The following is a 20,781-nucleotide window of genomic DNA, read 5'->3' on the forward strand; positions in this document are numbered from 1 at the left end:
TATTCTACTCATTATGGCCTCCAACACCAAATCGCTGGTGGTACCAACGGGGAAATAATTGTTCCCTATAGCCTTTAATCTGCCAATCATGGTCTGAAAAAGAGATACTGAGCTGCCCAGAGCGCGATGTATCACGCCAGATAATCCCATTTTCTTTGTAACGATTGATGACTTTTCTCGCTGGCAAGCGCCATTGGTTATAACGTGATGCCGATGCCACAGCTAATTCAGGCTGTACAGCGCGAAGAAAAGGAGCGATAGACGAGGTATTACTCCCATGATGTGGAACCTGTAGCAACGTAGACCGCAATTTATGGCGGGATGTTTTCACCAGCTGTCGCTCGCTTTTCCTTTCAATATCCCCGGTCAGCAGCAGGCTATGCTTGCCCTCTGAAATACGAATGACGCAGGAATCGTCATTTTGCGCATTTTCGGTCAATTGTGGCGGCCATAGCACCTCAAAATCAAGCTGCCGCCATTTCCAACGTTCCCCTTGCCGACAAGGTAATAACGCCATATTGGATCCAATATTCTTTATCGGGAAAGGTGCCCTCACCTTTGCCATAGGAAAGGCAGCGCGAATCAAATCTAACCCACCAGAATGATCCAAATGATCATGACTCAGAATAATATGATCCACCGTTAAACCTCGCCATTTGAGATAAGGCAAAATAGCTTTTTCTGCCATACTGCCAGTCCTCCAGCGATTACCGGTATCAAATACCACCGCTCTGCTTTCCCGCTCAATAACGATGGCTAAACCATGTCCAATATCCAGCATATCAACTCGCCATCGGTGGGCATCTCGCCGTTGAGCGATAAGAATCAAATTGATGCAGAGAGCCATAACGGCAAAAGGATATAAACGCCACCACCGAAAGCGCCATATCACTACGGCTAGCCAGCCCAGACCACCAATCGCCAACGCCGTTTCGCCAGTGTGTTGCCAACCGGCCTTTAAGTTGTTTAAAGGCAACATAGCGATCTCTAACGAGCTATTGGCCAACGACCAGAAGACTCCCGCAATTGAGGAGAAAAATGAAAATACCAATGCTATTAGCACCAAGGGAACGGTGATAAATGACACTATTGGCATCGCCCATAAATTCGCGGGGAACGAGGATAGGCTAATGCCATGAAATAGGAGCATTTGCAACGGCATAAGCAACAACATCATCCCAAATTGCAAATGCGTCAGGCGGAGCGGCCAAGCATAGCGATTTTTCGTTAGAAATGGGGAAAGTAGTGGAACCCAGTGCAGCCAAAACAACAAACTCAGTACTGCTATACAAGATAACCAAAAACTGTCTGATAGCAGTGTTAAAGGCTCGCTAAGCAATATCAGTGCCACCGCCCATAGCCAAACCTGCCAAGGGCTGGATAGAACGCCAAACAGCCGTAAAGCTAACCACAGCGTTAAAACCAATCCTGCCCGCAATGCCGGTGGATTAGCACCCGCCAGCCAGACATAGGTTAATGCGAGTAGCCACCCGGTGAGTAATGGCAATAAGGGGGCGATCCAGCGCGTTGGAAATAAATATTGAATCGCTCTCGCTAATAAACGACCAAACAACGCCGCCATAACAATATGTAGACCCGAAATAGCCATAAGATGCGCAGTGCCAGTTTTTCGCAAAGTCTCCCACTGCTGTGGTGATAATTCCCCCCGCTCACCAAAAGCCAGCGCTAATAGCAAAGGTCTCTGACTATAGGACTGCAATTGCCGATCTGTCCTAGAGATGATTTCTTGCCGTAAATGACAATTCTCCTCCAACATCCGCCCAGTGATAATCCGCCCGGTAAGAGGCTGTCGATTGGCCATTGCCCAACGTTGGCTATCGAACCCACCTTCATTAAGCAAGCTGTGTACTGGCCTCATGCGGATCTTTAGCTGCCAACGCTGTCCGGAACAGGATTCAGGCAATGTTTTTGGCCAATGGACCGAAACAGAAACCGGTGGAAAGACTCGCCGACCATCTGCCTGCTCGATTTTCAATAACTTTCTGGCTTTCTCCCCCCTATGGCTAACTAAAGAAATGCTGGTGACAGTAGCAACGATCAACTTATCTCCCTGCACCATATGCTCTATTTGATTCACCAGACTGGCAGCCTGCCAGTTCCCCCATAAAAAGCCCAATATTGACAAAGCCGCGAACCGAGCGTTTTTATCACCGCTAAGCCACAGGATAATTGCGGTAAGCAGCATTAATAACACCGGCACAAAACCCGCCAAGCGTGGGATAAACATCAGAGGTAGCAAACCTATAATTAACGCCCCTGCACATCGATCGATTGATAACACAGTAAAAAACCATCCTTTAATAATTGGCTATTGGTCTTTTCACAGCATCCTGCCGCTAAGCGTATTTTCAGTATTAAAGCGTGCTTTACCAGCATCAAGGCTAAAGCCTCCGAGGAGCCTCGAAAGCTAGTTTCAGCGGTTGCAGATACCCAAATAGAATTGCGACAAACTTCAAAATATAGTGGCTAGTTAGAAAGAAATAACGCGAGGAAAATACCGGATGATTGGATTAACTCAGAGTGAGATTGAATACTGGGGAAACATTAAATTAAAAACGCGTTCTTAATTCAGTGCAGGATAATTGGGCTGGAAATAAAGACGGTATTAGGCTGAGAGATTTTTATCAAAACGCGATAATTATAAAAAGAAAAACGGTGCCATAAAGGCACCGTTTCATATTTTCACAAGTAATAACCCGGCTGGTTGCGAACAACTTAACCGTAGATATTAGCGCGATCGCGTAATTCTTTACCCGGCTTAAAGTGCGGAACGTATTTACCTTCCAACTCTACTTTGTCGCCAGTTTTCGGATTACGACCAACACGCGGAGCACGGTAGTGAAGAGAAAAACTGCCAAATCCGCGGATCTCAATGCGCTCACCTTCGGCTAATGTTCCAGCCATATGTTCAAGCATTTCTTTCACTGCATCCTCAACGGCCTTCGCCGGTACATGAGATTGCTGGCCAGCAAGTCTTTCAATAAGTTCAGACTTGGTCATATTACCTCCAAGCTTTGCAGCTAAACTACCGTATAGGGGCGGAGAAACCGCCCCCCGTTATTACTCGCCTTTTGCAGCTTTGAACGCTTCAGCCATAGCGTTAGAGAAGTTGCTTTCTTCTGGCTTACTGTTAACAGTAGCGATTGCATCTTTCTCATCAGCTTCGTCTTTCGCACGAACAGACAGGCTAATTACGCGGTTTTTACGGTCAACGCCAGTATATTTGGCTTCAACTTCATCACCTACGTTCAGTACCAGCGTTGCATCTTCAACGCGGTCACGAGTTGCTTCAGAAGCACGCAGGTAACCTTCTACGCCGCCTGCCAATTCAACTGTAGCACCTTTAGCGTCAACTGCAGTTACTTTACCAGTAACAATAGCACCTTTCTTGTTCATAGACAGGTAGTTATTGAACGGGTCTTCTGCCAGTTGTTTCACGCCCAGGGAGATGCGCTCGCGCTCTGCGTCAACTTGCAGAACAACAGCTGCGATTTCGTCGCCTTTCTTGTATTCACGAACTGCTTCTTCGCCTGCAACGTTCCAGGAGATGTCAGACAGGTGAACCAGGCCGTCGATGCCGCCGTCCAGGCCGATGAAGATACCGAAGTCAGTGATAGACTTGATTTTACCTTCAACGCGGTCGTTTTTGTTGTGAGTTTCTGCAAACAGCTGCCATGGGTTAGATTTACACTGTTTCAGGCCCAGAGAGATACGACGACGTTCTTCATCGATGTCCAGAACCATAACTTCCACTACGTCGCCTACGTTAACAACTTTAGACGGGTGAATGTTTTTGTTGGTCCAATCCATTTCAGAAACGTGTACCAGACCTTCAACGCCTTCTTCGATTTCTACGAAGCAGCCGTAATCAGTCAGGTTGGTTACACGACCAGTCAGCTTAGTGCTTTCTGGGTAACGTTTAGCGATAGCAACCCATGGATCTTCGCCCAGCTGTTTCAAGCCCAGGGATACACGAGTACGTTCGCGGTCGAACTTCAGCACTTTAACAGTGATTTCGTCGCCCACATTGACGATTTCGCTTGGATGCTTAACGCGTTTCCAAGCCATGTCAGTAATGTGCAGCAAGCCATCAACGCCGCCCAGATCAACGAATGCACCGTAGTCAGTCAGGTTCTTAACGATACCTTTAACTTCCATGCCTTCTTGCAGGTTTTCCAGCAGTTGATCGCGTTCTGCGCTGTTTTCTGATTCGATAACGGCACGACGAGAAACAACTACGTTGTTGCGTTTCTGATCCAGCTTGATGACTTTGAACTCAAGCTCTTTGCCTTCCAGATGCAGAGTATCGCGAACTGGACGCACGTCAACCAGTGAACCTGGCAGGAACGCACGGATGCCGTTCAGTTCGACTGTGAAGCCGCCCTTAACTTTACCGTTAATCACGCCGATTACAGTTGCAGCAACTTCGAAAGCTTTTTCCAGAGTCAGCCATGCTTCGTGACGCTTAGCTTTCTCACGGGACAGCTGAGTTTCACCGAAGCCATCTTCAACAGCGTCCAGTGCAACGTCAACTTCGTCGCCAACCTGAATTTCCAGTTCGCCTTGCGCGTTCTTGAACTGTTCTGCTGGAATTGCTGATTCGGATTTCAGACCGGCGTCAACCAGTACGATATCTTTATCGATAGAAACAACAACACCACGGACGATAGAGCCCGGACGTGTTTCAATTGTTTTCAGGGATTCTTCAAAGAGTTGAGCAAAAGATTCTGTCATGTTAATAATCTTCAGGATTCTTAAGTTTAACGTCCATCGGGCATCCTGCCTAATGGGGTTGTTTCACATGCCTCGCCGTCCATCCTTGGCAGTAAGGTTAATTTGCCCTTTAATAACAAGTTATTAAGAGCTTGGTTCTTGCTACGCTGACGTTATTAACACGACGGCAACGCTAAAACTTTTTGGGCATACGCCAGCGCTTGTTCAATCACCTGCTCGATGGACATACTGGTTGAATCCAGTATTAACGCATCGGCCGCGGGTACTAAAGGCGCTATAGACCGATTACGATCGCGATCATCTCGCTCCTGTATCTCGGCTAAAAGACGTTCAAAGTTAACATTAAAGCCCTTTTCCTGCAACTGTAGCATGCGTCTGTGTGCTCGTTCTTCCGAACTGGCATCAAGAAATATCTTCACTGGCGCATCGGGAAACACTACGGTCCCCATATCTCTGCCGTCTGCAATCAGACCCGGCGCTTCGCGAAATGCCCGCTGACGGCGCAACAGCGCCTCACGAACACGCGGGAAAGCAGCAGCCTGAGAGGCGGTATTACCAACAGTTTCAGTGCGGATAGCATTACTGACATCCTCACCTTCAAGAATAACGCGTAATTCCCCGTTTTCTGCGACAAAACGGACGTCGAGATGGGCGGCAAGTGGAACCAGTGCCTCTTCGGTGCTGATATCGACCTGATGATGCAAGGCGGCCAAGGCTAAAACGCGGTAAATTGCACCTGAATCCAGTAAACGCCATTTCAGCGTTTCAGCCAGTGCTTTACACAGCGTGCCTTTGCCTGCACCACTCGGTCCATCAACGGTTATCACCGGGGCTATCGCCGTCATTTCTCTCTCCTTTCGGTAGGCAAAACCTCTTGTCTACCCAATCGGGTAAACACAGGTGCGACATTATACGCCGCATCTGCGAGAACTGTTACCCTGCGAGGTGTGGTTGCTGAAAATAAAACCACACCTCGTAGATTAAGTTTAGGAAAAATTGATGTGTTTTGCTGAATATATTTTCTATTTGTATAAATGGGAAGGTTATCCCGCCCATTTATTAATAAGAAGCATACTTTAATAAAAACCGTGCTTAAACCAGCAGAATCACGCGGTTTGACTTAAGCGAGCCAACTGTTCGAAATAGTCAGGAAAGGTTTTTGCGGTACATTTGGGATCGAGAATAGTGACCAGCGTATCCGATAGCGCCACCAGCGAGAAACACATCGCCATACGATGATCGTTATAAGTGCCGATCTCTGCCGCGATCAGCTGTGCAGGTGGGATCACGCGAATATAGTCGTGGCCTTCTTCCACTTCTGCGCCAACTTTACGCAGTTCAGTAGCCATGGCTGCCAGACGATCGGTTTCTTTTACCCTCCAGTTATAAATATTACGAATGATTGTTGGCCCTTCGGCAAACAACGCAGTGGTAGCAATGGTCATCGCCGCATCGGGAATATGGTTCATGTCCATATCGATGCCTCGTAATTCCCCACGGCTACATTCGATATAATCATCACCCCAACGGATGATTGCACCCATTTTTTCCAATACGTCAGCAAATTTGGTATCACCCTGCACGCTTTTCTTACCGATTCCGGTCACACGCACAGTGCCGCCTTTAATCGCTGCCGCAGCGAGGAAGTAAGAGGCAGAGGACGCATCCCCTTCGACCAAATATTCACCCGGCGAACGATAAGTTTGGCCGCCGGCAATATGGAATATCTGATAGTTTTCGTGCGTCACTTCAACGCCAAAACTTTGCATTAAATGTAAAGTAATATCGATATAAGGTTTGGAAACCAAATCGCCCTGAATACGAATTTGCGTATCCTGCTCAGCCAAAGGTGCTGCCATCAACAGCGCTGTCAAGAACTGGCTGGATACGCTGCCGTCAACGGCCAGCTCGCCGCCACGGAAACCGCCGCGAATACGCAGTGGCGGATAATTTTCCTGTTCCAGATAATCAATCTGCGCGCCGCCCTGACGCAATGCATCCACCAAATGGCCAATTGGGCGTTCTTTCATACGCGGCTCGCCGGTTAATACCACATCACCGTGGCTCAGGCACAAAGCCGCAGCCAGTGGGCGCATTGCGGTGCCTGCATTACCGAGGAACAGCTCTACCGGATCAGCGACCAACAGTGGCCCCCCCAATCCGTCAACCTCACACTGAGTGCGATCGGCGGAAAGACGATAAGTAACGCCCAGAGTTTTCAGGGCATTCAGCATATGGCGAATATCATCACTATCTAACAGATTGTTTAGCCGGGTTGTCCCCTCAGCCAGTGCAGCCAGCAGCAGGGCGCGATTAGACACACTTTTGGAGCCGGGAAGATTAACGGTGCCGTCAATCAGCGCGATGGGTTGTAACGTCAGGGATTCCAGCATGGGAAAAACACTCTCCAGTCTTCTATTAATCAACAACCCCGGATTAACGGGGCTGTTTTGAGGCAAAAATGGCGGCATATTACCGCTAAAAACATCGGGAAAGTAACTGCCGATAAAGCAGGAAATCCCCTGAAACGCGATCAGGCATGGCGACGTTCAAAGTCAGCCATAAAATCAGTTAATACTTTAACGCCTTCAATCGGCATAGCGTTATAAATGGACGCCCGCATACCACCAGCAACCCGATGGCCTTTCAACGCTTGCAGGCCTACCGCTTCGGCTTCAGTGAGGAAAACGTCATCCAGTTCCGGTTTAGCCAGTTGGAACGGAATATTCATCCAGGAACGGTTGGCCGCGGTCACCTGATTGCGATAAAAATCGCTGCTATCGATAGCACTATAAAGTAATTCGGCTTTGGCGCGGTTACGTTTTTCCATTTCCACCAGGCCGCCTTGCTCTTTCAACCACTTAAAGACCATGCCGGAAAGATACCAAGCGAAGGTTGGCGGCGTATTGAACATGGAATCATTCTTCGCCAAGACCTGATAATCCAAAATAGAAGGCAAATCTTTGTGCGCGTTGCCCAGCAGGTCTTCACGGACGATAACCAACGTCAAACCCGCTGGACCGATATTCTTCTGTGCGCCAGCGTAAATCAGGCCATAGCGGCTGATATCGATAGGACGGGAAAGAATCGATGAGGAATAATCAGCCACCACGATTTTATCGCCAAAATCGGGATCTTCATGGATCGCTACGCCGTCAATAGTTTCGTTCGGGCAATAATGGACATAGGCTGCATTCGCGCTTAACGGCCATTGGCTCATAGGCAGAACGCCGGTGAGACCATCAATTTGTGTTTTAATATCAATTACATTTGGCGTGCAATATTTCTGTGCTTCATTAATGGCACTGTGTGCCCAATAGCCGCCATCGATGTAATCTGCCGAGGTTTTATCACCGAGCAGATTCTGCGGCACTGCGGCAAATTGCGCTCTGGCTCCGCCGTGACAAAACAGCACTTTATAATTATCAGGAATTTTCAACAGATCGCGCAGATCCTGTTCGGACTGCTCGGCCACTTGAATGAATTCTTTGCTGCGATGGCTGATTTCCATTACTGAAGTGCCAATACCATGCCAGTTACATAATTCTTGTTGTGCACGACGCAGAACTTCCACCGGCAGCATTGCTGGGCCAGCGCTAAAATTGTAAACCTGTGTCATTTCCCCTCACCGCTTTCACTGAGATAAACATCGTTTTAACCCATACATCGGTTTTATCATTCGCATTCAACGGCTGCAACGCTTATTCATCCAGAAAGTCGAAAGCGTCCCGGCGTTTTATAGCGATTCGCGCGTCTTTCGGCATGTTATGCAGAATTACTTACTGAAAGTTAATGACTATGCGACGCGCGACGCGATAGATAACTCAATTTGCGCATGAATGACGTCAGGTGCGGGTTAGCGGCGGGTTTCGGTGCAAAAAAGGATTCGAGGTAAAAAGGGGCAGCGATCTGCCCCGAATGAATAAAATGAACGACTTAGTAAGTCAGGAACATTTTTTGAATTTCCTGCGGATTTTTGGTCTGCGTTAAGGCTAATTGCAGCAATACGCGAGCTTTTTGTGGATTCAACAGGCCAGAAGCCACAAAACCGTACTTGGTATCGTCAACTTCAGCATCTTGCGTGGTAGAACCGGTTGGTACGCGAGAAGAACGAACCACGGCTACGCCATTGTGTGCAGCAGTTGCCAAAGTGTCGAAGAGACTATGGTACATGTTGCCATTACCCACACCGGCGCTGACGATGCCCTGATAACCCTCGGCGATAAAGGCTTTGGCTGGAAGATCGGAGGCGTTGGCATAGCTATAAACAATGCCAACTTTCGGCAAGGTAGTCAGTTTGCTGACGTCAAACGGAGTTTGTTTATGTTCGCTAGCGTGCAGGTAATTCACTTTACCGTCATGGATCAAGCCGACGGTGCCGGTGTTTGGTGACTGGAAGGTCTGTACTGAAGTGGTGCTGGTCTTGGTCACATCACGGCCATCCAATACCACATCATTCATTGCCACCAATACGCCACGCTTGGCTGACTGCGGATCGCTGGCAACAACCACTGCGTTATAAAGATTCAGTGGGCCATCAGCTCCCATTGCTGTCGCAGGGCGCATTGCGCCAACTACAACCACAGGTTTATCACATTTTACCGTCAGATCGAGGAAGTAAGCCGTTTCTTCCAGAGTATCGGTGCCGTGAGTAATCACAAAACCATCGGTTTTTGCACAGTCTGCATTGATTCTCTTAGCCAGTTTCAACCAGACATCGTCATTCATGTCTTGGGAACCGATATTGACCAATTGCTCGCCATGTACGTTGGCAATGTTTTTGATTTCCGGAACTGCATTAACCAAGGCATCCACACCAATTTTCCCCGCGGTGTAGTTGGATTTGGTGGCTGAATCGCCGCCGCCAGCAATGGTGCCACCGGTAGCTAACAGCGTAATATTCGGCATAGCCAGTGCCGAACCACTCATCCCTGCCAAAATCCCTGCCAAAACGGTTAATTTTAAAGACTTCATCTTGCCAACTCCCTTTCTTATAAATGAATGAATTATCCGGTAAATCCACACAAATACTGTGACATATATTGTGCTTTAGGAATACATGGAGCTATCGGCCAAAACCCCGTATGATTGCGCGTTTTTAGTACGGTCAAAAAGTGAATAACATGACGCAAACTTTTATCCCAGGCAAAGACGCTGCGCTGGAAGATTCCATTTCCCGTTTTCAGCAAAAACTGAGCGATCTCGGTTTTAATATTGAAGAAGCTTCCTGGCTCAATCCGGTTCCTCATGTTTGGTCAGTGCATATCCGCGATCGCGACTGTCCGCTGTGTTTTACCAACGGCAAAGGCGCGAGCAAAAAGGCCGCACTGGCCTCCGCTCTGGGTGAATATTTTGAGCGTTTATCAACTAACTATTTCTTCGCTGATTTTTATTTGGGTAAAGAAATCGCCAACGGTGAGTTCGTTCATTATCCCAATGAGAAGTGGTTCCCTATTCCGGCTGATGGCTCCCTGCCACAAGGCATTCTCGATGCCCGTCTGCACGCTTTTTATGACCCAGACAAAGAGCTAGATGCCAATGATCTGGTGGACTTACAGTCAGGTAACGTTGAGCGTGGAATCTGTTCCCTGCCCTTTACCCGTCAATCTGACCTAGAGACAGTATATATTCCTATGAATATCATAGGAAATCTTTATGTGTCTAATGGTATGTCTGCTGGTAATACCGCCAATGAAGCACGTGTCCAAGGGTTGTCAGAAGTTTTCGAACGCTATGTGAAAAACCGCATTATTGCGGAATCCATCAGCCTGCCGGAAATCCCGCAAGCGGTGCTAAACCGCTACCCAGGCGTAGTTGAAGCCATTGCGAAACTGGAAGAGGAAGGTTTCCCAATCCTTTCTTATGACGCCTCTTTGGGCGGCGCTTACCCGGTTATTTGCGTGGTGTTGTTCAACCCGTCTAACGGAACTTGTTTTGCTTCATTCGGCGCGCATCCTGACTTCGGCGTAGCGCTGGAGCGCACCGTGACCGAATTGTTGCAAGGCCGCAGCCTGAAAGATTTGGACGTTTTCACCGCCCCAACCTTCGATGACGAAGAAGTGGCTGAACACACCAATTTGGAAACTCACTTTATCGATTCTAGCGGTTTAATTAGCTGGGATATGTTCAAGCAGGACGCAGACTATCCGTTTGTTGACTGGAGTTTCAGCGGCACAACCGAAGAAGAATTCGCTACGCTGATGGCTATATTCAAGCAGGAAGATGCTGAAGTTTACATCGCAGATTATGAGCATTTGGGCGTTTACGCCTGCCGTATTCTGGTACCGGGGATGTCCGACATCTATCCGGCAGAAGATTTGCTGATGGCCAATAACACTATGGGCGTACATCTGCGTGACACTCTGCTGGCGTTGCCAAGCACCGAGTGGAAGCCAGAGCAGTATCTGCAATTGATCGAACAGCTGGACGACGAAGGTCTGGATGATTTTGCGCGTGTGCGTGAACTGCTAGGCATCGCCTCCGGTAAAGACAACGGTTGGTATACTCTGCGCGTTGGCGAACTGAAATCCATGCTGGCGCTGGCTGGTGGTGATTTGGAGCAAGCGCTGATTTGGGTTGAGTGGACGCAGGATTTCAACTCCTCCGTATTTACTCCTGAACAGGCTAACTATTACCGTTGCCTGCAAACCTTGCTGCTGCTGACTCAGGAGCCGGATCGCGATCCTGCTCAATATCACGGCGCATTTGTGAAAATGTATGGTCAGGATGCCGTGGATGCCGCTTCTGCCGCCCTTTGTGGCGAAGTTCGCTTCCACGGGCTGTTTAGCGTAGATCCTGATTTGAGAGCATTACCGGCTCATCAGGCGCTGTTGGGAGCCTATGAGACGTTGCAAGCGGCCAAGCGTCGTTACTGGGCAAAAAACTAAAAGCGTTGTTCCAGTACTGAAAACTGCCATCTCATCAAGCAACGGCGAATCCTATGGGTTCGCCGTTTTTTTACCCCACATGGATAGATCCTCATTTTATCGCTGTATGTTCTATATGATGCGACGAGTTATATAAACTGTACGCTTAATAAATAGACATCTCCGCGCCTGACTAATTATTTATGCAGATATTCCCATCGACAGAATTATTTTTTCATCAAAAAGCAGTTATTATTTTTGGTAGAAAATGGCACTTTTAGACAAATAATTCCGCCTGAAGCTCGCATTCTTACGGGCAGGTAAATAAATAGTTAATTTTTAATGACGTGGTTAAAGGCGATAATCTACAAATCACGCTATTTATTAACCTTTTCTTCATCGATTTGAACGTTTAATCAAAATTTTTTGTAAATCTTAAAATATTTTTTCTCTTTAAATATCAGATATATAACCTTATTAACCCTTTAATATACAGGTGTTTATAGCCGGTTAAAGTCGCCCAATATGATCCACGTCAATTTTCACGCTATACTGCTTTGCTAGTATCTCGTTGTGCTTTATTAACCCTAAAGAGAGAGTTAGTGTGAAAGCTGACAACCCCTTCGATGCATTACTACCTGCGGCCATGGCGAAAGTAGCCGAAGATGCCGGTGTCTACAAAGCCACCAAGCATCCGATGAAAACTTTCTATCTGGCAATTACTGCAGGCGTGTTTATCTCAATTGCTTTTGTATTTTACATTACAGCTACCACCGGCACCGCGGGCGTTCCTTTCGGCTTTGCAAAATTAGTTGGCGGTATCTGCTTCTCACTGGGTTTGATGTTAGTCGTGGTTTGCGGCGGCGACCTCTTTACTTCCACCGTATTGACCACCGTAGCGAAAGCCAGCGGCCGGATTACCTGGCGTCAGTTGGGTACTAACTGGGTGAATGTTTACGTTGGAAACCTAGCCGGAGCGCTGTTTTTTGTCGGCCTGATCTGGTTTGCCGGTCAATATATGGTTGCCAACGGCCAATGGGGCTTGAATGTGCTGCAAACCGCAGATCACAAATTGCACCATACTTTTATTCAAGCGGTATGTTTGGGCATTTTAGCTAACCTGATGGTGTGTTTAGCGGTATGGATGAGTTACTCCGGCCGTACCATTATGGACAAAATGTTCGCGATGATTCTGCCAGTTGGTATGTTTGTCGCCAGCGGCTTTGAGCATAGTATCGCCAACATGTTTATGATTCCTATGGGCATAGTGATTAAAAACTTCGCTTCGCCTGAGTTCTGGCAAGCCATAGGAGCAACGCCTGAGCAATTTGCTAATCTGACCGTAAGTAACTTTGTTATCGACAACCTCATTCCTGTTACCATCGGTAACATCATTGGTGGCGGGTTATTGGTAGGGTTAACTTATTGGGTAATTTATCTGCGCGGTGACCAGCAACATTAAAGTGTGGCCGCTACGTCTGGTTTTCGAAGAAATTCACATTAAAAGGTAGATGCATTATGACCGAACTTAATGAAAAATTGGCCAACGCATGGCAAGGTTTTACCGAGGGTGACTGGCAGAACGAAGTAAACGTTCGTGACTTCATCCAGAAGAACTACACCCCGTATGAAGGTGACGAATCCTTCCTGGCCGGCTCTACCAAAGCAACCGATGAGCTGTGGGCCAAGGTTATGGAAGGCATCAAACTGGAAAACCGCACTCATGCGCCAGTTGACTTCGATACCGACGTAGCATCAACCATCATCTCCCACGACGCTGGTTACATTAGCAAAGATTTGGAAACCATCGTTGGTTTGCAGACTGAAGCACCATTGAAACGCGCCCTGATTCCATTCGGCGGCATCAAAATGGTTGAAAACTCCTGCAAAGTTTACGGTCGTGAGCTGGATCCACAGCTGAAACAAGTGTTCACCGAATACCGCAAAACCCATAACCAGGGCGTATTCGATGTTTACACCAAAGACATCCTGAACTGCCGTAAGTCCGGTATTCTGACCGGTCTGCCGGATGCTTATGGTCGTGGTCGTATCATCGGTGACTACCGTCGCGTAGCCGTTTACGGTATCGACTTCCTGATGAAAGACAAACTGGCTCAGTTCAATTCATTACAGTCACGTCTGGAAAACGGCGAAGATCTGGAAATGACCATCCAACTGCGCGAAGAAATTGCTGAACAGCATCGTGCGCTGGGTCAAATCAAAGAAATGGCGGCTAAATACGGCTGCGATATTTCTGGTCCTGCGACTAACGCTCGTGAAGCGGTACAGTGGACTTACTTCGGCTATCTGGCCGCAGTGAAATCCCAGAACGGTGCAGCGATGTCCTTCGGCCGCGTGTCTACTTTCCTGGACGTGTACATTGAACGCGACATGAAAGCCGGCAAACTGACCGAAATCGAAGCGCAAGAGCTGATTGACCATTTGGTAATGAAACTGCGTATGGTTCGCTTCCTGCGTACCCCTGAATACGATGAGCTGTTCTCCGGTGACCCAATCTGGGCAACTGAGTCTCTGGCTGGTATGGGCGTTGACGGTCGTACTCTGGTGACTAAAACCAGCTTCCGCTTCCTGAATACCCTGTACACCATGGGGCCATCTCCTGAGCCGAACATGACCATTCTGTGGTCTGAGAAACTGCCGTTGAACTTCAAGAAGTTCGCAGCGAAAGTTTCTATCGACACCTCATCTGTACAGTATGAAAACGATGATTTGATGCGTCCTGACTTCAACAACGATGATTATGCCATCGCATGTTGCGTTAGCCCGATGATCGTCGGTAAACAAATGCAGTTCTTCGGCGCTCGTGCCAACTTGGCGAAGACCATGTTGTACGCAATCAACGGCGGCGTTGATGAAAAACTGAAAATTCAGGTAGGCCCGAAAGAAGCGCCAATGATGGACGAAGTGCTGGACTATGACAAAGTCATGGAACGCATGGACCACTTCATGGATTGGCTGGCTAAACAATATGTGACTTCGCTGAACATCATTCACTACATGCATGACAAGTACAGCTACGAAGCTGCGCTGATGGCTCTGCATGACCGTGATGTATATCGCACCATGGCTTGTGGTATCGCAGGTCTGTCCGTTGCGGCTGACTCCCTGTCTGCTATCAAATACGCGAAAGTAACGACTATTCGTGATGAAGATGGTCTGGCAGTCGATTTCAACATCGAAGGCGAATATCCACAGTTCGGTAACAACGATTCTCGCGTTGATGACATCGCTTGTGACTTGGTTGAGCGCTTCATGAAGAAAATTCAGAAGCTGCGTACCTACCGTAACGCGGTACCAACTCAGTCTGTTCTGACCATTACCTCTAACGTGGTTTATGGTAAGAAAACCGGTAACACCCCAGACGGTCGTCGCGCTGGTGCGCCATTCGGTCCAGGTGCTAACCCAATGCACGGTCGTGACCAGAAAGGTGCGGTTGCCTCTCTGACTTCCGTTGCCAAACTGCCGTTTGCTTATGCGAAAGATGGTATTTCTTATACCTTCTCCATCGTACCAAACGCTTTGGGTAAAGATGACGAAGTGCGTAAAGCTAACTTAGCGGGTCTGATGGATGGTTACTTCCATCACGAAGCGTCCATCGAAGGTGGTCAACACCTGAACGTGAACGTGATGAACCGTGAAATGCTGTTAGACGCGATGGAAAATCCGGAAAAATATCCGCAGCTGACCATCCGTGTATCGGGTTACGCAGTACGCTTCAACGCGCTGACCAAAGAACAGCAACAGGATGTTATTACTCGTACTTTCACTCAGTCGATTTAATAACCCTATACGCAAAGAATTTGGAGTGACGGACAGGTAGCAAGAAAACAAAGCCCGATGAACTGACTTAAGTCACTGATTTGGGCCTGTGAATCCGCTAACAACCCTGTTGCTTCAAGTCTGAAGGGTATAAACTTAAAGGCTCCACGACTGTGGGGCCTTTACTTATCAAGCACAGCTATTTTCACCAACCGCCGCACGATGTACTTGCCAAAAAGTCTGTTTTGCCAGCCATCTACTCTGAGTGGGTGCCCGGCAAAACAGTTTTATCCGACCTAGCGTCGGCAGCAGGAGTGCCAGCTCAGACGTTGTGATCGCCCGAATCACCGAGCTAATAAGGGCATCCCCTTCCTCCTACCCTGCCGCCGTTATGTTGATTTCGACTGATATTGAACGGTCAATTTGGAGAACCCCCTGCAATGTCTGTACTTGGTGACATAAAATAAGGTTCAATACATTGAAATAAAAGAATTTATTTCAAGCACCGTCCACATATTGTCCATGTCGATGCTATTACTACTTTTGTTGAACAAGAACGCCCGCTAAAGCGGGCGTTCTTGTCTCTGGAGAAAAGCAGGATTGGCGTATCAACTTGTCAGAACATCAACACTTGCCCGCCTACTTGCAGGTGAGGCGGTACCGGGTTTATTTCCCCTGGCGTAGCAATCGATCGCATAAAACTTTCCATCGTCACAAAGGTATGGCCGCAATTCACATTGGTGCACTGGTGATAGCGTTCTTTGGTTTCGGTGGTGATCTGGCTGCTGCTGCGGGTATGGGCTGCGCTGTGGCATAAAGGGCAATTGAACATGATCCGGACTCCGGCATCATCCCGACTAAGGTCGGTGTTAATGATAATTATGCGTGATTGTTGATTCAAAATCATCATTCCATATCCAGCTCATCTATTTTCACTTCCAGATCTAACGCCGTGGTAAACCCGCTGTGACTCAATGAATGAATGACCGTGACCAACGTCCAGTCGGCGTCATCTATCTGTTTTTTAAAACCAGTGACTTTAATCGGCACTTCGGGATAGAGATCGGCTCGCCCCCTGGCTAACTGAATCGAGAACTTGGCCGCGCCGCGTTGTAGCCGTTCCCAGTTGGCTTTAGCTGCCCGCTGGGCGTTGTATTTGGTGGCGTAAGTGGTGCGCAGCGTCAGCACGTTATCCTCGGTACCGACCAGATATTCCCCTTGCTTCTCTACCGGTTTCTTCGACTGGACAGGCTTTTTACTCTTCCGTTTACGCTTTACCGCTACTGCCGGTTTTTCCGTGGTGCGAGTATTCAGCCAGTTAGCCACCACGCCGGTATAAGCGCCTCTATCTGCCAGGCTAAAAACATGACCATCCCCCTGTTTACGGGTAATGGTCATTACTGGCAGGGGCTTACCGCTGGCGGTTTTATTCTGGCCTTGCTGAATAAATAATAAGTGACCGTCTTTAATCGCCGCGATAGCACCAAATTGTTTTGCCAGGCGGGTAATAAAATTGCCGTCTGATTCGCTGGTCTGGTCAATATGGCTGACAGGTAAATCTGCCATCGCTTTATTTAAGGCCGGTTTGAGTTTATGACGTTCGGCGATGGTATTAATAATTTCCCCGACCGTCGAATTATGGAAAGACTGATCCCGACGGATATTTAACGTTTCGCGAAAATCCGCACTGCGGGCGCGAATAGTCAGTTTATCCGGTGCGCTGCTGTGTTCTATTTCATCAACCGTATAGATACCTTTATTTATCAAAGGTAAGCCTGCCCAGCCGAGGGCAATTTCAATACTGGTTCCCCGGCGCGGTAAGGCTAGCTGACCGTCGCTGTCATCAAATTCAATATCTAACTGATCGGCCTCAAAGCCCCGGTTATCGGTGAGCGTGAGAGAAAGCAGGCGCTCGACGCCGTTATTGGCACCTAACTGATCGAGGTCGCTGCCGTTGGCGTAAGCCACCATCACCGCCTGCGCAGCTTCGTTGACTCGCTGGCGTAGCAGCAATTCTAAATAAGCGCTTTCCTGCAATAGCTTCACTATCGGTTCAGATTCAAAGGACAACGTCACCCGCACTGCCGCCTGTTGTTCAGTAGGATAAAGTGCAATAAGGGCCGCTTTGCGCTGATTAAGTAACGCTTCAAATTCCAGTGATTCCACCACCTGCGGCGCGGGCAGCAGACTTAAATCAATGGTCGCCATTATTGCCCCCTTAACGGGATAGAGAGACTGAGGCGTTCGGCGCTATCCGAGCGGTTGCCGAACAGCTCTACCGTCATTTTTCCGCTGTTTTCAGTCGTGAGATCAATCGCCGTCAGCGTCACGCGGGATTCCCAGCGCATGACTGCACCATACACCGCCGCCATCATTTTGAGCCGTAAGGCGGGGTTCTGCGGCTGATCAATCAGCGTGGACAGCAGCGAACCGTATTCCCGACGCATCACTCTGGAGCCTTGCGGCGTGATTAAAATATCGCTGATAGACTGGCGAATGTGAGCCATATCGGTAATGGCTTTGCCTGTCTGCGCATTCATGCCGAGATAAGTCATTGCGGCCCCCCGGAGGAATCACCGCCACCTTTAACGCCGCCGTGTTGATGGGTGTGAACCACAATGCCGTTTGAGGTCAGATTGCCACCGGAATGGTTAAAGTGACCTCGCCGCCTTCTTCAATCAGAAGGGTTCGGGTAATCAGGTGTTGAGTACATTTCACCACTGGCGTGGTGAGGGTGATCGAGGTTTCGGCCACGATATTGGCGGTTTTCATGCCAGTGATGGCTAAATGACGGGTTGCAGGTTCATATTCAAATCTGGCCCCATCGGGAAATGTCACTACGATGGCATCCGCTGAAGCCGAGGGTGCAGGGTTGCTATCGGAAAACACCGCGGGCAACACAAAAGCGGTCGTCAGTTCGCCGCCGATACTGAGGATAATCACCTGTTCCCCCACCGAGGGCGCAGACCAAAAGCGCACCCGACCGGCGCGGGGCGTCAGCCAGTTCAACCAGTCGGTTTCCAGTTCACCCATTTTTACCCGACATAAACCTTTGACCGTATCCACTTCGGATACAATGCCGATGCGGATCAGATTCGCCAGGGCGCGTTTAAGTGCTGCAATAAGCGTTTTCATTCAGCCAGTGTGCCGCGTGCGGGCGCGACTGGCATGTGGTGGGGATTGTGTGGAAGATGGCACAAAACAAAAGTGACCATGGATAAAATAGCGATACAACTTGCATTGATACAATTATTGGGGGTACATTAAATGTATGGACATATCTTACGACCCAACCAAAAACGAAAAGAATATTGCTGAACGTAACCTGTCCTTTGAGATGGCCCGTGATTTTGAGGTGAAAAGCGCATTGATTGTTGAGGATACCCGTAAAGAGTATTCAGAAAGACGATTTCAAGCATTGGGTTACATCGAGAATCGCCTGCATATGCTGGTTTTCACACCACGTAATGGCAAGGTACATGTTATTAGTCTGCGTAAAGCAAACTCCCGCGAGGTAAAGCGATATGAACAAAAAAATCAGTAAAGTGATAGATGTGGATAACCCTGAATGGGGTGACGCCGAATTTGCCCGCGCCCGCCCAGCCGTTGAGGTGTTTACCGAACTATTTGGCAAAGAAGGCGCTGAGAAAGTCATAAAAACCCGTGGTCGGCCAAAATTGGCAAATCCTAAAGAGCCAATTAAGCTGCGTATTGATCATGATGTGGTTGATGCCTACCGAGCACAGGGTGATGGCTGGCAAACCAAAATGAATGAAGCATTACGTGATTATGCTAAAACACATGGGATGCTGTGATTTAACGTTATTCAACTGGCAATATGCCCCAACGCCAGATCCCCAATCCACTCTACATCGCCGTCGGTTAGCCCTAGCAACTGGCGGCGTTCATATTTTACCGTTGGCCCGTTGCGGCTGACTTTATCCCGTAGGCCGTAGTGATGGACTCTGACCATATGATTAACCTGCCCGCTAAAGGTCACTGCCGCCTCGTCCGCCGTGGCTTCGGTTTTCATAAAACGGGCGGTGCGCAAGCGGGTAAACATTTTGCGCTTAATCCGCCCCCGTTTGTCGCGGCGCTTTTTCTTGCGCGGTAAGAACGGTGAGCCGTCCGGGTTCTGCTGGGCCTGAATATGCTGTTGCTGTTTTTCCCGCAGTTGTTTGGCAACCTGGCGGGTAAACCGGGTGCGCCCCTGTGGGGAAAGTTGAGCCAGTAAAATAGACAGCGTGTTATCCAGCTCATGAAAATCACTCATAGCGCCCCCTCCGCGACCTTTTCGCCCTGAATATAAATCTGGTAGCTATCCAGCAACGCATAAGGCTCTGGCGGTTCATCCAGATGGGTGACGTTTAACGCGCCGTTTTCTTCTTTGACGATCACCCGCTCGGTGAGTTTCAACTCAATACTGATATCCCTAACAGTTTTATCAATAAAATCAATCTCGAAGGTAAAACCGTCCTGACGCTTATCCTGGCTGGCCATCATGTCCGGTTGGTGTTTGCGCAGCCAGTGTAAGATCGTCACCATCAGCAAATCCATGTCCTCGCCATAATCAGTCATCACCAGATTCAGGGTGTAGCGATATTCAAAAGACAGCGACGGGGCCAGCGTGGAAACAATCGCTCCGCGATCGATAAACACATGGAGGCAGTCGGGGTTTTGTCTGACGTAGGCGCTGGCTTTCATCACCGCGTCCCGCAGGGAGTCAGGTTTTAGCATGTTATTGCTCCAGTTTACGTAAAGGTTTCAGGCAAATAGTGCGGATATAGTCCTGTAAACCGGCTATTTGCTGGTCGGCAGTGGCGATGCGCTGCCGGAGATCGAAATAATGCCGTTCAGCGGCGTCAGTAAGTCGGGGGCGGGGGGACGCGGAAAGAGGTATTGACGCGGTGCTTTCATATCCGCAATAGCTGTAAAAATGCTCATCAGAAAGCCCATGATTACCACCCTATTCTCTACATCAGAACGATGAGATCCGACGGGCAATAAAAAAGTGCCTGACAGCGTGGACTGTAGGCACTTTTGTGCGAAATGATATTGAGGGTAAATTGAATAGGATTTTTATTTTATGCAGATCTGGCAGTCGGGTTTGTGCCAGAAGCGGATGTTGCGAACATTACGACACGTTCAGTCAAGATATCTAAAATCACATGGCACGGTTATACGGGATGTTTACACGGGCACCGAGTGCAGAGTCATAGGTACCGCGATAATCCCCAGCCGAATCAATGCCGCAGACTGCCTCTGCGCAGTCTGCGACAAACAGGCAGCAGTCATGTTGGCCCCATAAAAAGGCCTCCCGGAGGCGACCTGTAAAGCTGGTGCTAATCGTTGTTGCCAATCTGGATGGAGCATAATCCTC

At 48.6% G+C, this 20,781-nt stretch carries 19 protein-coding genes and 1 pseudogene; 5 read left to right on the forward strand and 15 right to left on the reverse strand.

Annotated elements, in window-relative coordinates; all coding sequences use genetic code 11:
- Positions 1-4: 4 nt before the first annotated feature.
- The 7 genes from AD970_RS01180 to ansB form a co-directional block, all read right to left on the reverse strand.
- A complete protein-coding gene (locus AD970_RS01180; protein WP_235786887.1) occupies positions 5-2,248 on the reverse strand; it encodes a ComEC family protein in 2,244 nt (747 codons plus the stop codon).
- 488 nt (positions 2,249-2,736) lie between these two features.
- The gene (gene ihfB, locus AD970_RS01185; RefSeq protein WP_049596507.1) at positions 2,737-3,021 is read right to left on the reverse strand and encodes an integration host factor subunit beta; all 285 of its coding nucleotides are present in this window, start codon (positions 3,019-3,021) and stop codon (positions 2,737-2,739) included.
- Positions 3,022-3,081: 60 nt separating this feature from the next.
- On the reverse strand, positions 3,082-4,755 hold the full coding sequence (gene rpsA, locus AD970_RS01190; RefSeq protein ID WP_049596508.1) for a 30S ribosomal protein S1: 1,674 nt from the start codon (positions 4,753-4,755) through the stop codon (positions 3,082-3,084).
- 155 nt (positions 4,756-4,910) lie between these two features.
- A complete protein-coding gene (gene cmk, locus AD970_RS01195; protein WP_049596509.1) occupies positions 4,911-5,600 on the reverse strand; it encodes a (d)CMP kinase in 690 nt (229 codons plus the stop codon).
- Positions 5,601-5,861: 261 nt separating this feature from the next.
- Positions 5,862-7,148 carry a 3-phosphoshikimate 1-carboxyvinyltransferase gene (aroA, locus tag AD970_RS01200; RefSeq protein WP_049596510.1) on the reverse strand — a complete coding sequence of 429 codons (1,287 nt, stop codon included), beginning with the start codon at positions 7,146-7,148 and terminating at the stop codon, positions 5,862-5,864.
- Positions 7,149-7,288: 140 nt separating this feature from the next.
- Positions 7,289-8,374 (reverse strand): 3-phosphoserine/phosphohydroxythreonine transaminase, encoded by a 1,086-nt coding sequence (gene serC, locus AD970_RS01205; protein ID WP_049596511.1) that lies wholly within the window; start codon positions 8,372-8,374, stop codon positions 7,289-7,291.
- A 317-nt stretch (positions 8,375-8,691) separates the two neighbouring features.
- Positions 8,692-9,729, reverse strand: coding sequence for an L-asparaginase 2 (ansB, locus tag AD970_RS01210; protein ID WP_049596512.1), 1,038 nt, complete (start codon positions 9,727-9,729; stop codon positions 8,692-8,694).
- A gap of 149 nt (positions 9,730-9,878) precedes the next feature.
- Between ansB and ycaO the strand changes: the two genes are divergently transcribed.
- The 3 genes from ycaO (at position 9,879) to pflB (ending at position 15,422) form a co-directional block, all read left to right on the forward strand.
- A complete protein-coding gene (ycaO, locus tag AD970_RS01215) occupies positions 9,879-11,642 on the forward strand; it encodes a 30S ribosomal protein S12 methylthiotransferase accessory factor YcaO (RefSeq protein ID WP_049596513.1) in 1,764 nt (587 codons plus the stop codon).
- Between the two features lie 583 nt (positions 11,643-12,225).
- Positions 12,226-13,083 (forward strand): formate transporter FocA, encoded by an 858-nt coding sequence (gene focA / locus AD970_RS01220; RefSeq protein ID WP_049596514.1) that lies wholly within the window; start codon positions 12,226-12,228, stop codon positions 13,081-13,083.
- Positions 13,084-13,139: 56 nt separating this feature from the next.
- On the forward strand, positions 13,140-15,422 hold the full coding sequence (gene pflB / locus AD970_RS01225) for a formate C-acetyltransferase (protein WP_049596515.1): 2,283 nt from the start codon (positions 13,140-13,142) through the stop codon (positions 15,420-15,422).
- 595 nt (positions 15,423-16,017) lie between these two features.
- Here pflB and AD970_RS01230 read toward each other — a convergent pair.
- The 4 genes and pseudogenes from AD970_RS01230 to AD970_RS01245 form a co-directional block, all read right to left on the reverse strand.
- Entirely contained in the window at positions 16,018-16,233 is a 216-nt protein-coding gene (locus tag AD970_RS01230) for an ogr/Delta-like zinc finger family protein (RefSeq protein WP_049596826.1), read from the reverse strand.
- Positions 16,234-16,307: 74 nt separating this feature from the next.
- The gene (locus tag AD970_RS01235) at positions 16,308-17,372 is read right to left on the reverse strand and encodes a phage late control D family protein (RefSeq protein WP_049596827.1); all 1,065 of its coding nucleotides are present in this window, start codon (positions 17,370-17,372) and stop codon (positions 16,308-16,310) included.
- A 236-nt stretch (positions 17,373-17,608) separates the two neighbouring features.
- The gene (locus AD970_RS01240) at positions 17,609-17,956 is read right to left on the reverse strand and encodes a GPW/gp25 family protein (RefSeq protein ID WP_049596516.1); all 348 of its coding nucleotides are present in this window, start codon (positions 17,954-17,956) and stop codon (positions 17,609-17,611) included.
- A pseudogene (locus AD970_RS01245) lies at positions 17,953-18,536 on the reverse strand (phage baseplate assembly protein V). Before AD970_RS01245 ends, AD970_RS01240 begins: the two are co-directional and overlap by 4 nt.
- Positions 18,537-18,672: 136 nt before the next feature.
- On the opposite strand from AD970_RS01245, the gene AD970_RS01250 reads away from it, so the two are divergent.
- Together AD970_RS01250 and AD970_RS01255 are read left to right on the forward strand one after the other, a co-directional pair.
- Positions 18,673-18,945: a BrnT family toxin gene (locus AD970_RS01250; RefSeq protein WP_049596517.1), complete on the forward strand. Its 273-nt coding sequence runs from the start codon at positions 18,673-18,675 to the stop codon at positions 18,943-18,945.
- The gene (locus tag AD970_RS01255) at positions 18,926-19,216 is read left to right on the forward strand and encodes a BrnA antitoxin family protein (protein ID WP_049596518.1); all 291 of its coding nucleotides are present in this window, start codon (positions 18,926-18,928) and stop codon (positions 19,214-19,216) included. The genes AD970_RS01250 and AD970_RS01255 overlap by 20 nt, the downstream gene beginning before the upstream one ends.
- Positions 19,217-19,227: 11 nt before the next feature.
- Here AD970_RS01255 and AD970_RS01260 read toward each other — a convergent pair whose 3' ends face one another.
- The 4 genes from AD970_RS01260 to AD970_RS20485 all read right to left on the reverse strand — a co-directional run bounded on the left by AD970_RS01260 (position 19,228) and on the right by AD970_RS20485 (position 20,760).
- Complete coding sequence (locus AD970_RS01260; protein WP_049596519.1) at positions 19,228-19,674, reverse strand: phage virion morphogenesis protein; 447 nt, start codon at positions 19,672-19,674, stop codon at positions 19,228-19,230.
- The gene (locus AD970_RS01265) at positions 19,671-20,138 is read right to left on the reverse strand and encodes a phage tail protein (RefSeq protein WP_049596520.1); all 468 of its coding nucleotides are present in this window, start codon (positions 20,136-20,138) and stop codon (positions 19,671-19,673) included. Before AD970_RS01265 ends, AD970_RS01260 begins: the two co-directional genes overlap by 4 nt.
- A gap of 1 nt (position 20,139) precedes the next feature.
- On the reverse strand, positions 20,140-20,301 hold the full coding sequence (locus AD970_RS18625) for a lysis system i-spanin subunit Rz (RefSeq protein ID WP_084728105.1): 162 nt from the start codon (positions 20,299-20,301) through the stop codon (positions 20,140-20,142).
- A 264-nt stretch (positions 20,302-20,565) separates the two neighbouring features.
- Positions 20,566-20,760 carry a DUF6950 family protein gene (locus AD970_RS20485; RefSeq protein ID WP_408068300.1) on the reverse strand — a complete coding sequence of 65 codons (195 nt, stop codon included), beginning with the start codon at positions 20,758-20,760 and terminating at the stop codon, positions 20,566-20,568.
- Positions 20,761-20,781 lie beyond the last annotated feature (21 nt).

Source organism: Yersinia nurmii (genome assembly GCF_001112925.1).
Taxonomy (GTDB): Bacteria; Pseudomonadota; Gammaproteobacteria; order Enterobacterales; family Enterobacteriaceae; genus Yersinia; species Yersinia nurmii.

Excerpts from the sequence above, each read along its gene's own strand:
- AD970_RS01240 (WP_049596516.1), bottom strand. The coding sequence starts at position 17,956 with ATGACTTATCTCGGCATGAATGCGCAGACAGGCAAAGCCATTACCGAT.
- AD970_RS01230 (WP_049596826.1), bottom strand. The coding sequence starts at position 16,233 with ATGTTCAATTGCCCTTTATGCCACAGCGCAGCCCATACCCGCAGCAGC.
- serC (WP_049596511.1), bottom strand. The coding sequence starts at position 8,374 with ATGACACAGGTTTACAATTTTAGCGCTGGCCCAGCAATGCTGCCGGTG.
- AD970_RS01180 (WP_235786887.1), bottom strand. The coding sequence starts at position 2,248 with ATGTTTATCCCACGCTTGGCGGGTTTTGTGCCGGTGTTATTAATGCTG.
- pflB (WP_049596515.1), top strand. The coding sequence starts at position 13,140 with ATGACCGAACTTAATGAAAAATTGGCCAACGCATGGCAAGGTTTTACC.
- AD970_RS01255 (WP_049596518.1), top strand. The coding sequence starts at position 18,926 with ATGAACAAAAAAATCAGTAAAGTGATAGATGTGGATAACCCTGAATGG.
- AD970_RS01235 (WP_049596827.1), bottom strand. The coding sequence starts at position 17,372 with ATGGTGGCTTACGCCAACGGCAGCGACCTCGATCAGTTAGGTGCCAAT.
- AD970_RS01260 (WP_049596519.1), bottom strand. The coding sequence starts at position 19,674 with ATGAGTGATTTTCATGAGCTGGATAACACGCTGTCTATTTTACTGGCT.
- rpsA (WP_049596508.1), bottom strand. The coding sequence starts at position 4,755 with ATGACAGAATCTTTTGCTCAACTCTTTGAAGAATCCCTGAAAACAATT.
- cmk (WP_049596509.1), bottom strand. The coding sequence starts at position 5,600 with ATGACGGCGATAGCCCCGGTGATAACCGTTGATGGACCGAGTGGTGCA.
- AD970_RS01265 (WP_049596520.1), bottom strand. The coding sequence starts at position 20,138 with ATGCTAAAACCTGACTCCCTGCGGGACGCGGTGATGAAAGCCAGCGCC.
- aroA (WP_049596510.1), bottom strand. The coding sequence starts at position 7,148 with ATGCTGGAATCCCTGACGTTACAACCCATCGCGCTGATTGACGGCACC.
- ycaO (WP_049596513.1), top strand. The coding sequence starts at position 9,879 with ATGACGCAAACTTTTATCCCAGGCAAAGACGCTGCGCTGGAAGATTCC.
- ihfB (WP_049596507.1), bottom strand. The coding sequence starts at position 3,021 with ATGACCAAGTCTGAACTTATTGAAAGACTTGCTGGCCAGCAATCTCAT.
- AD970_RS01250 (WP_049596517.1), top strand. The coding sequence starts at position 18,673 with ATGGACATATCTTACGACCCAACCAAAAACGAAAAGAATATTGCTGAA.
- ansB (WP_049596512.1), bottom strand. The coding sequence starts at position 9,729 with ATGAAGTCTTTAAAATTAACCGTTTTGGCAGGGATTTTGGCAGGGATG.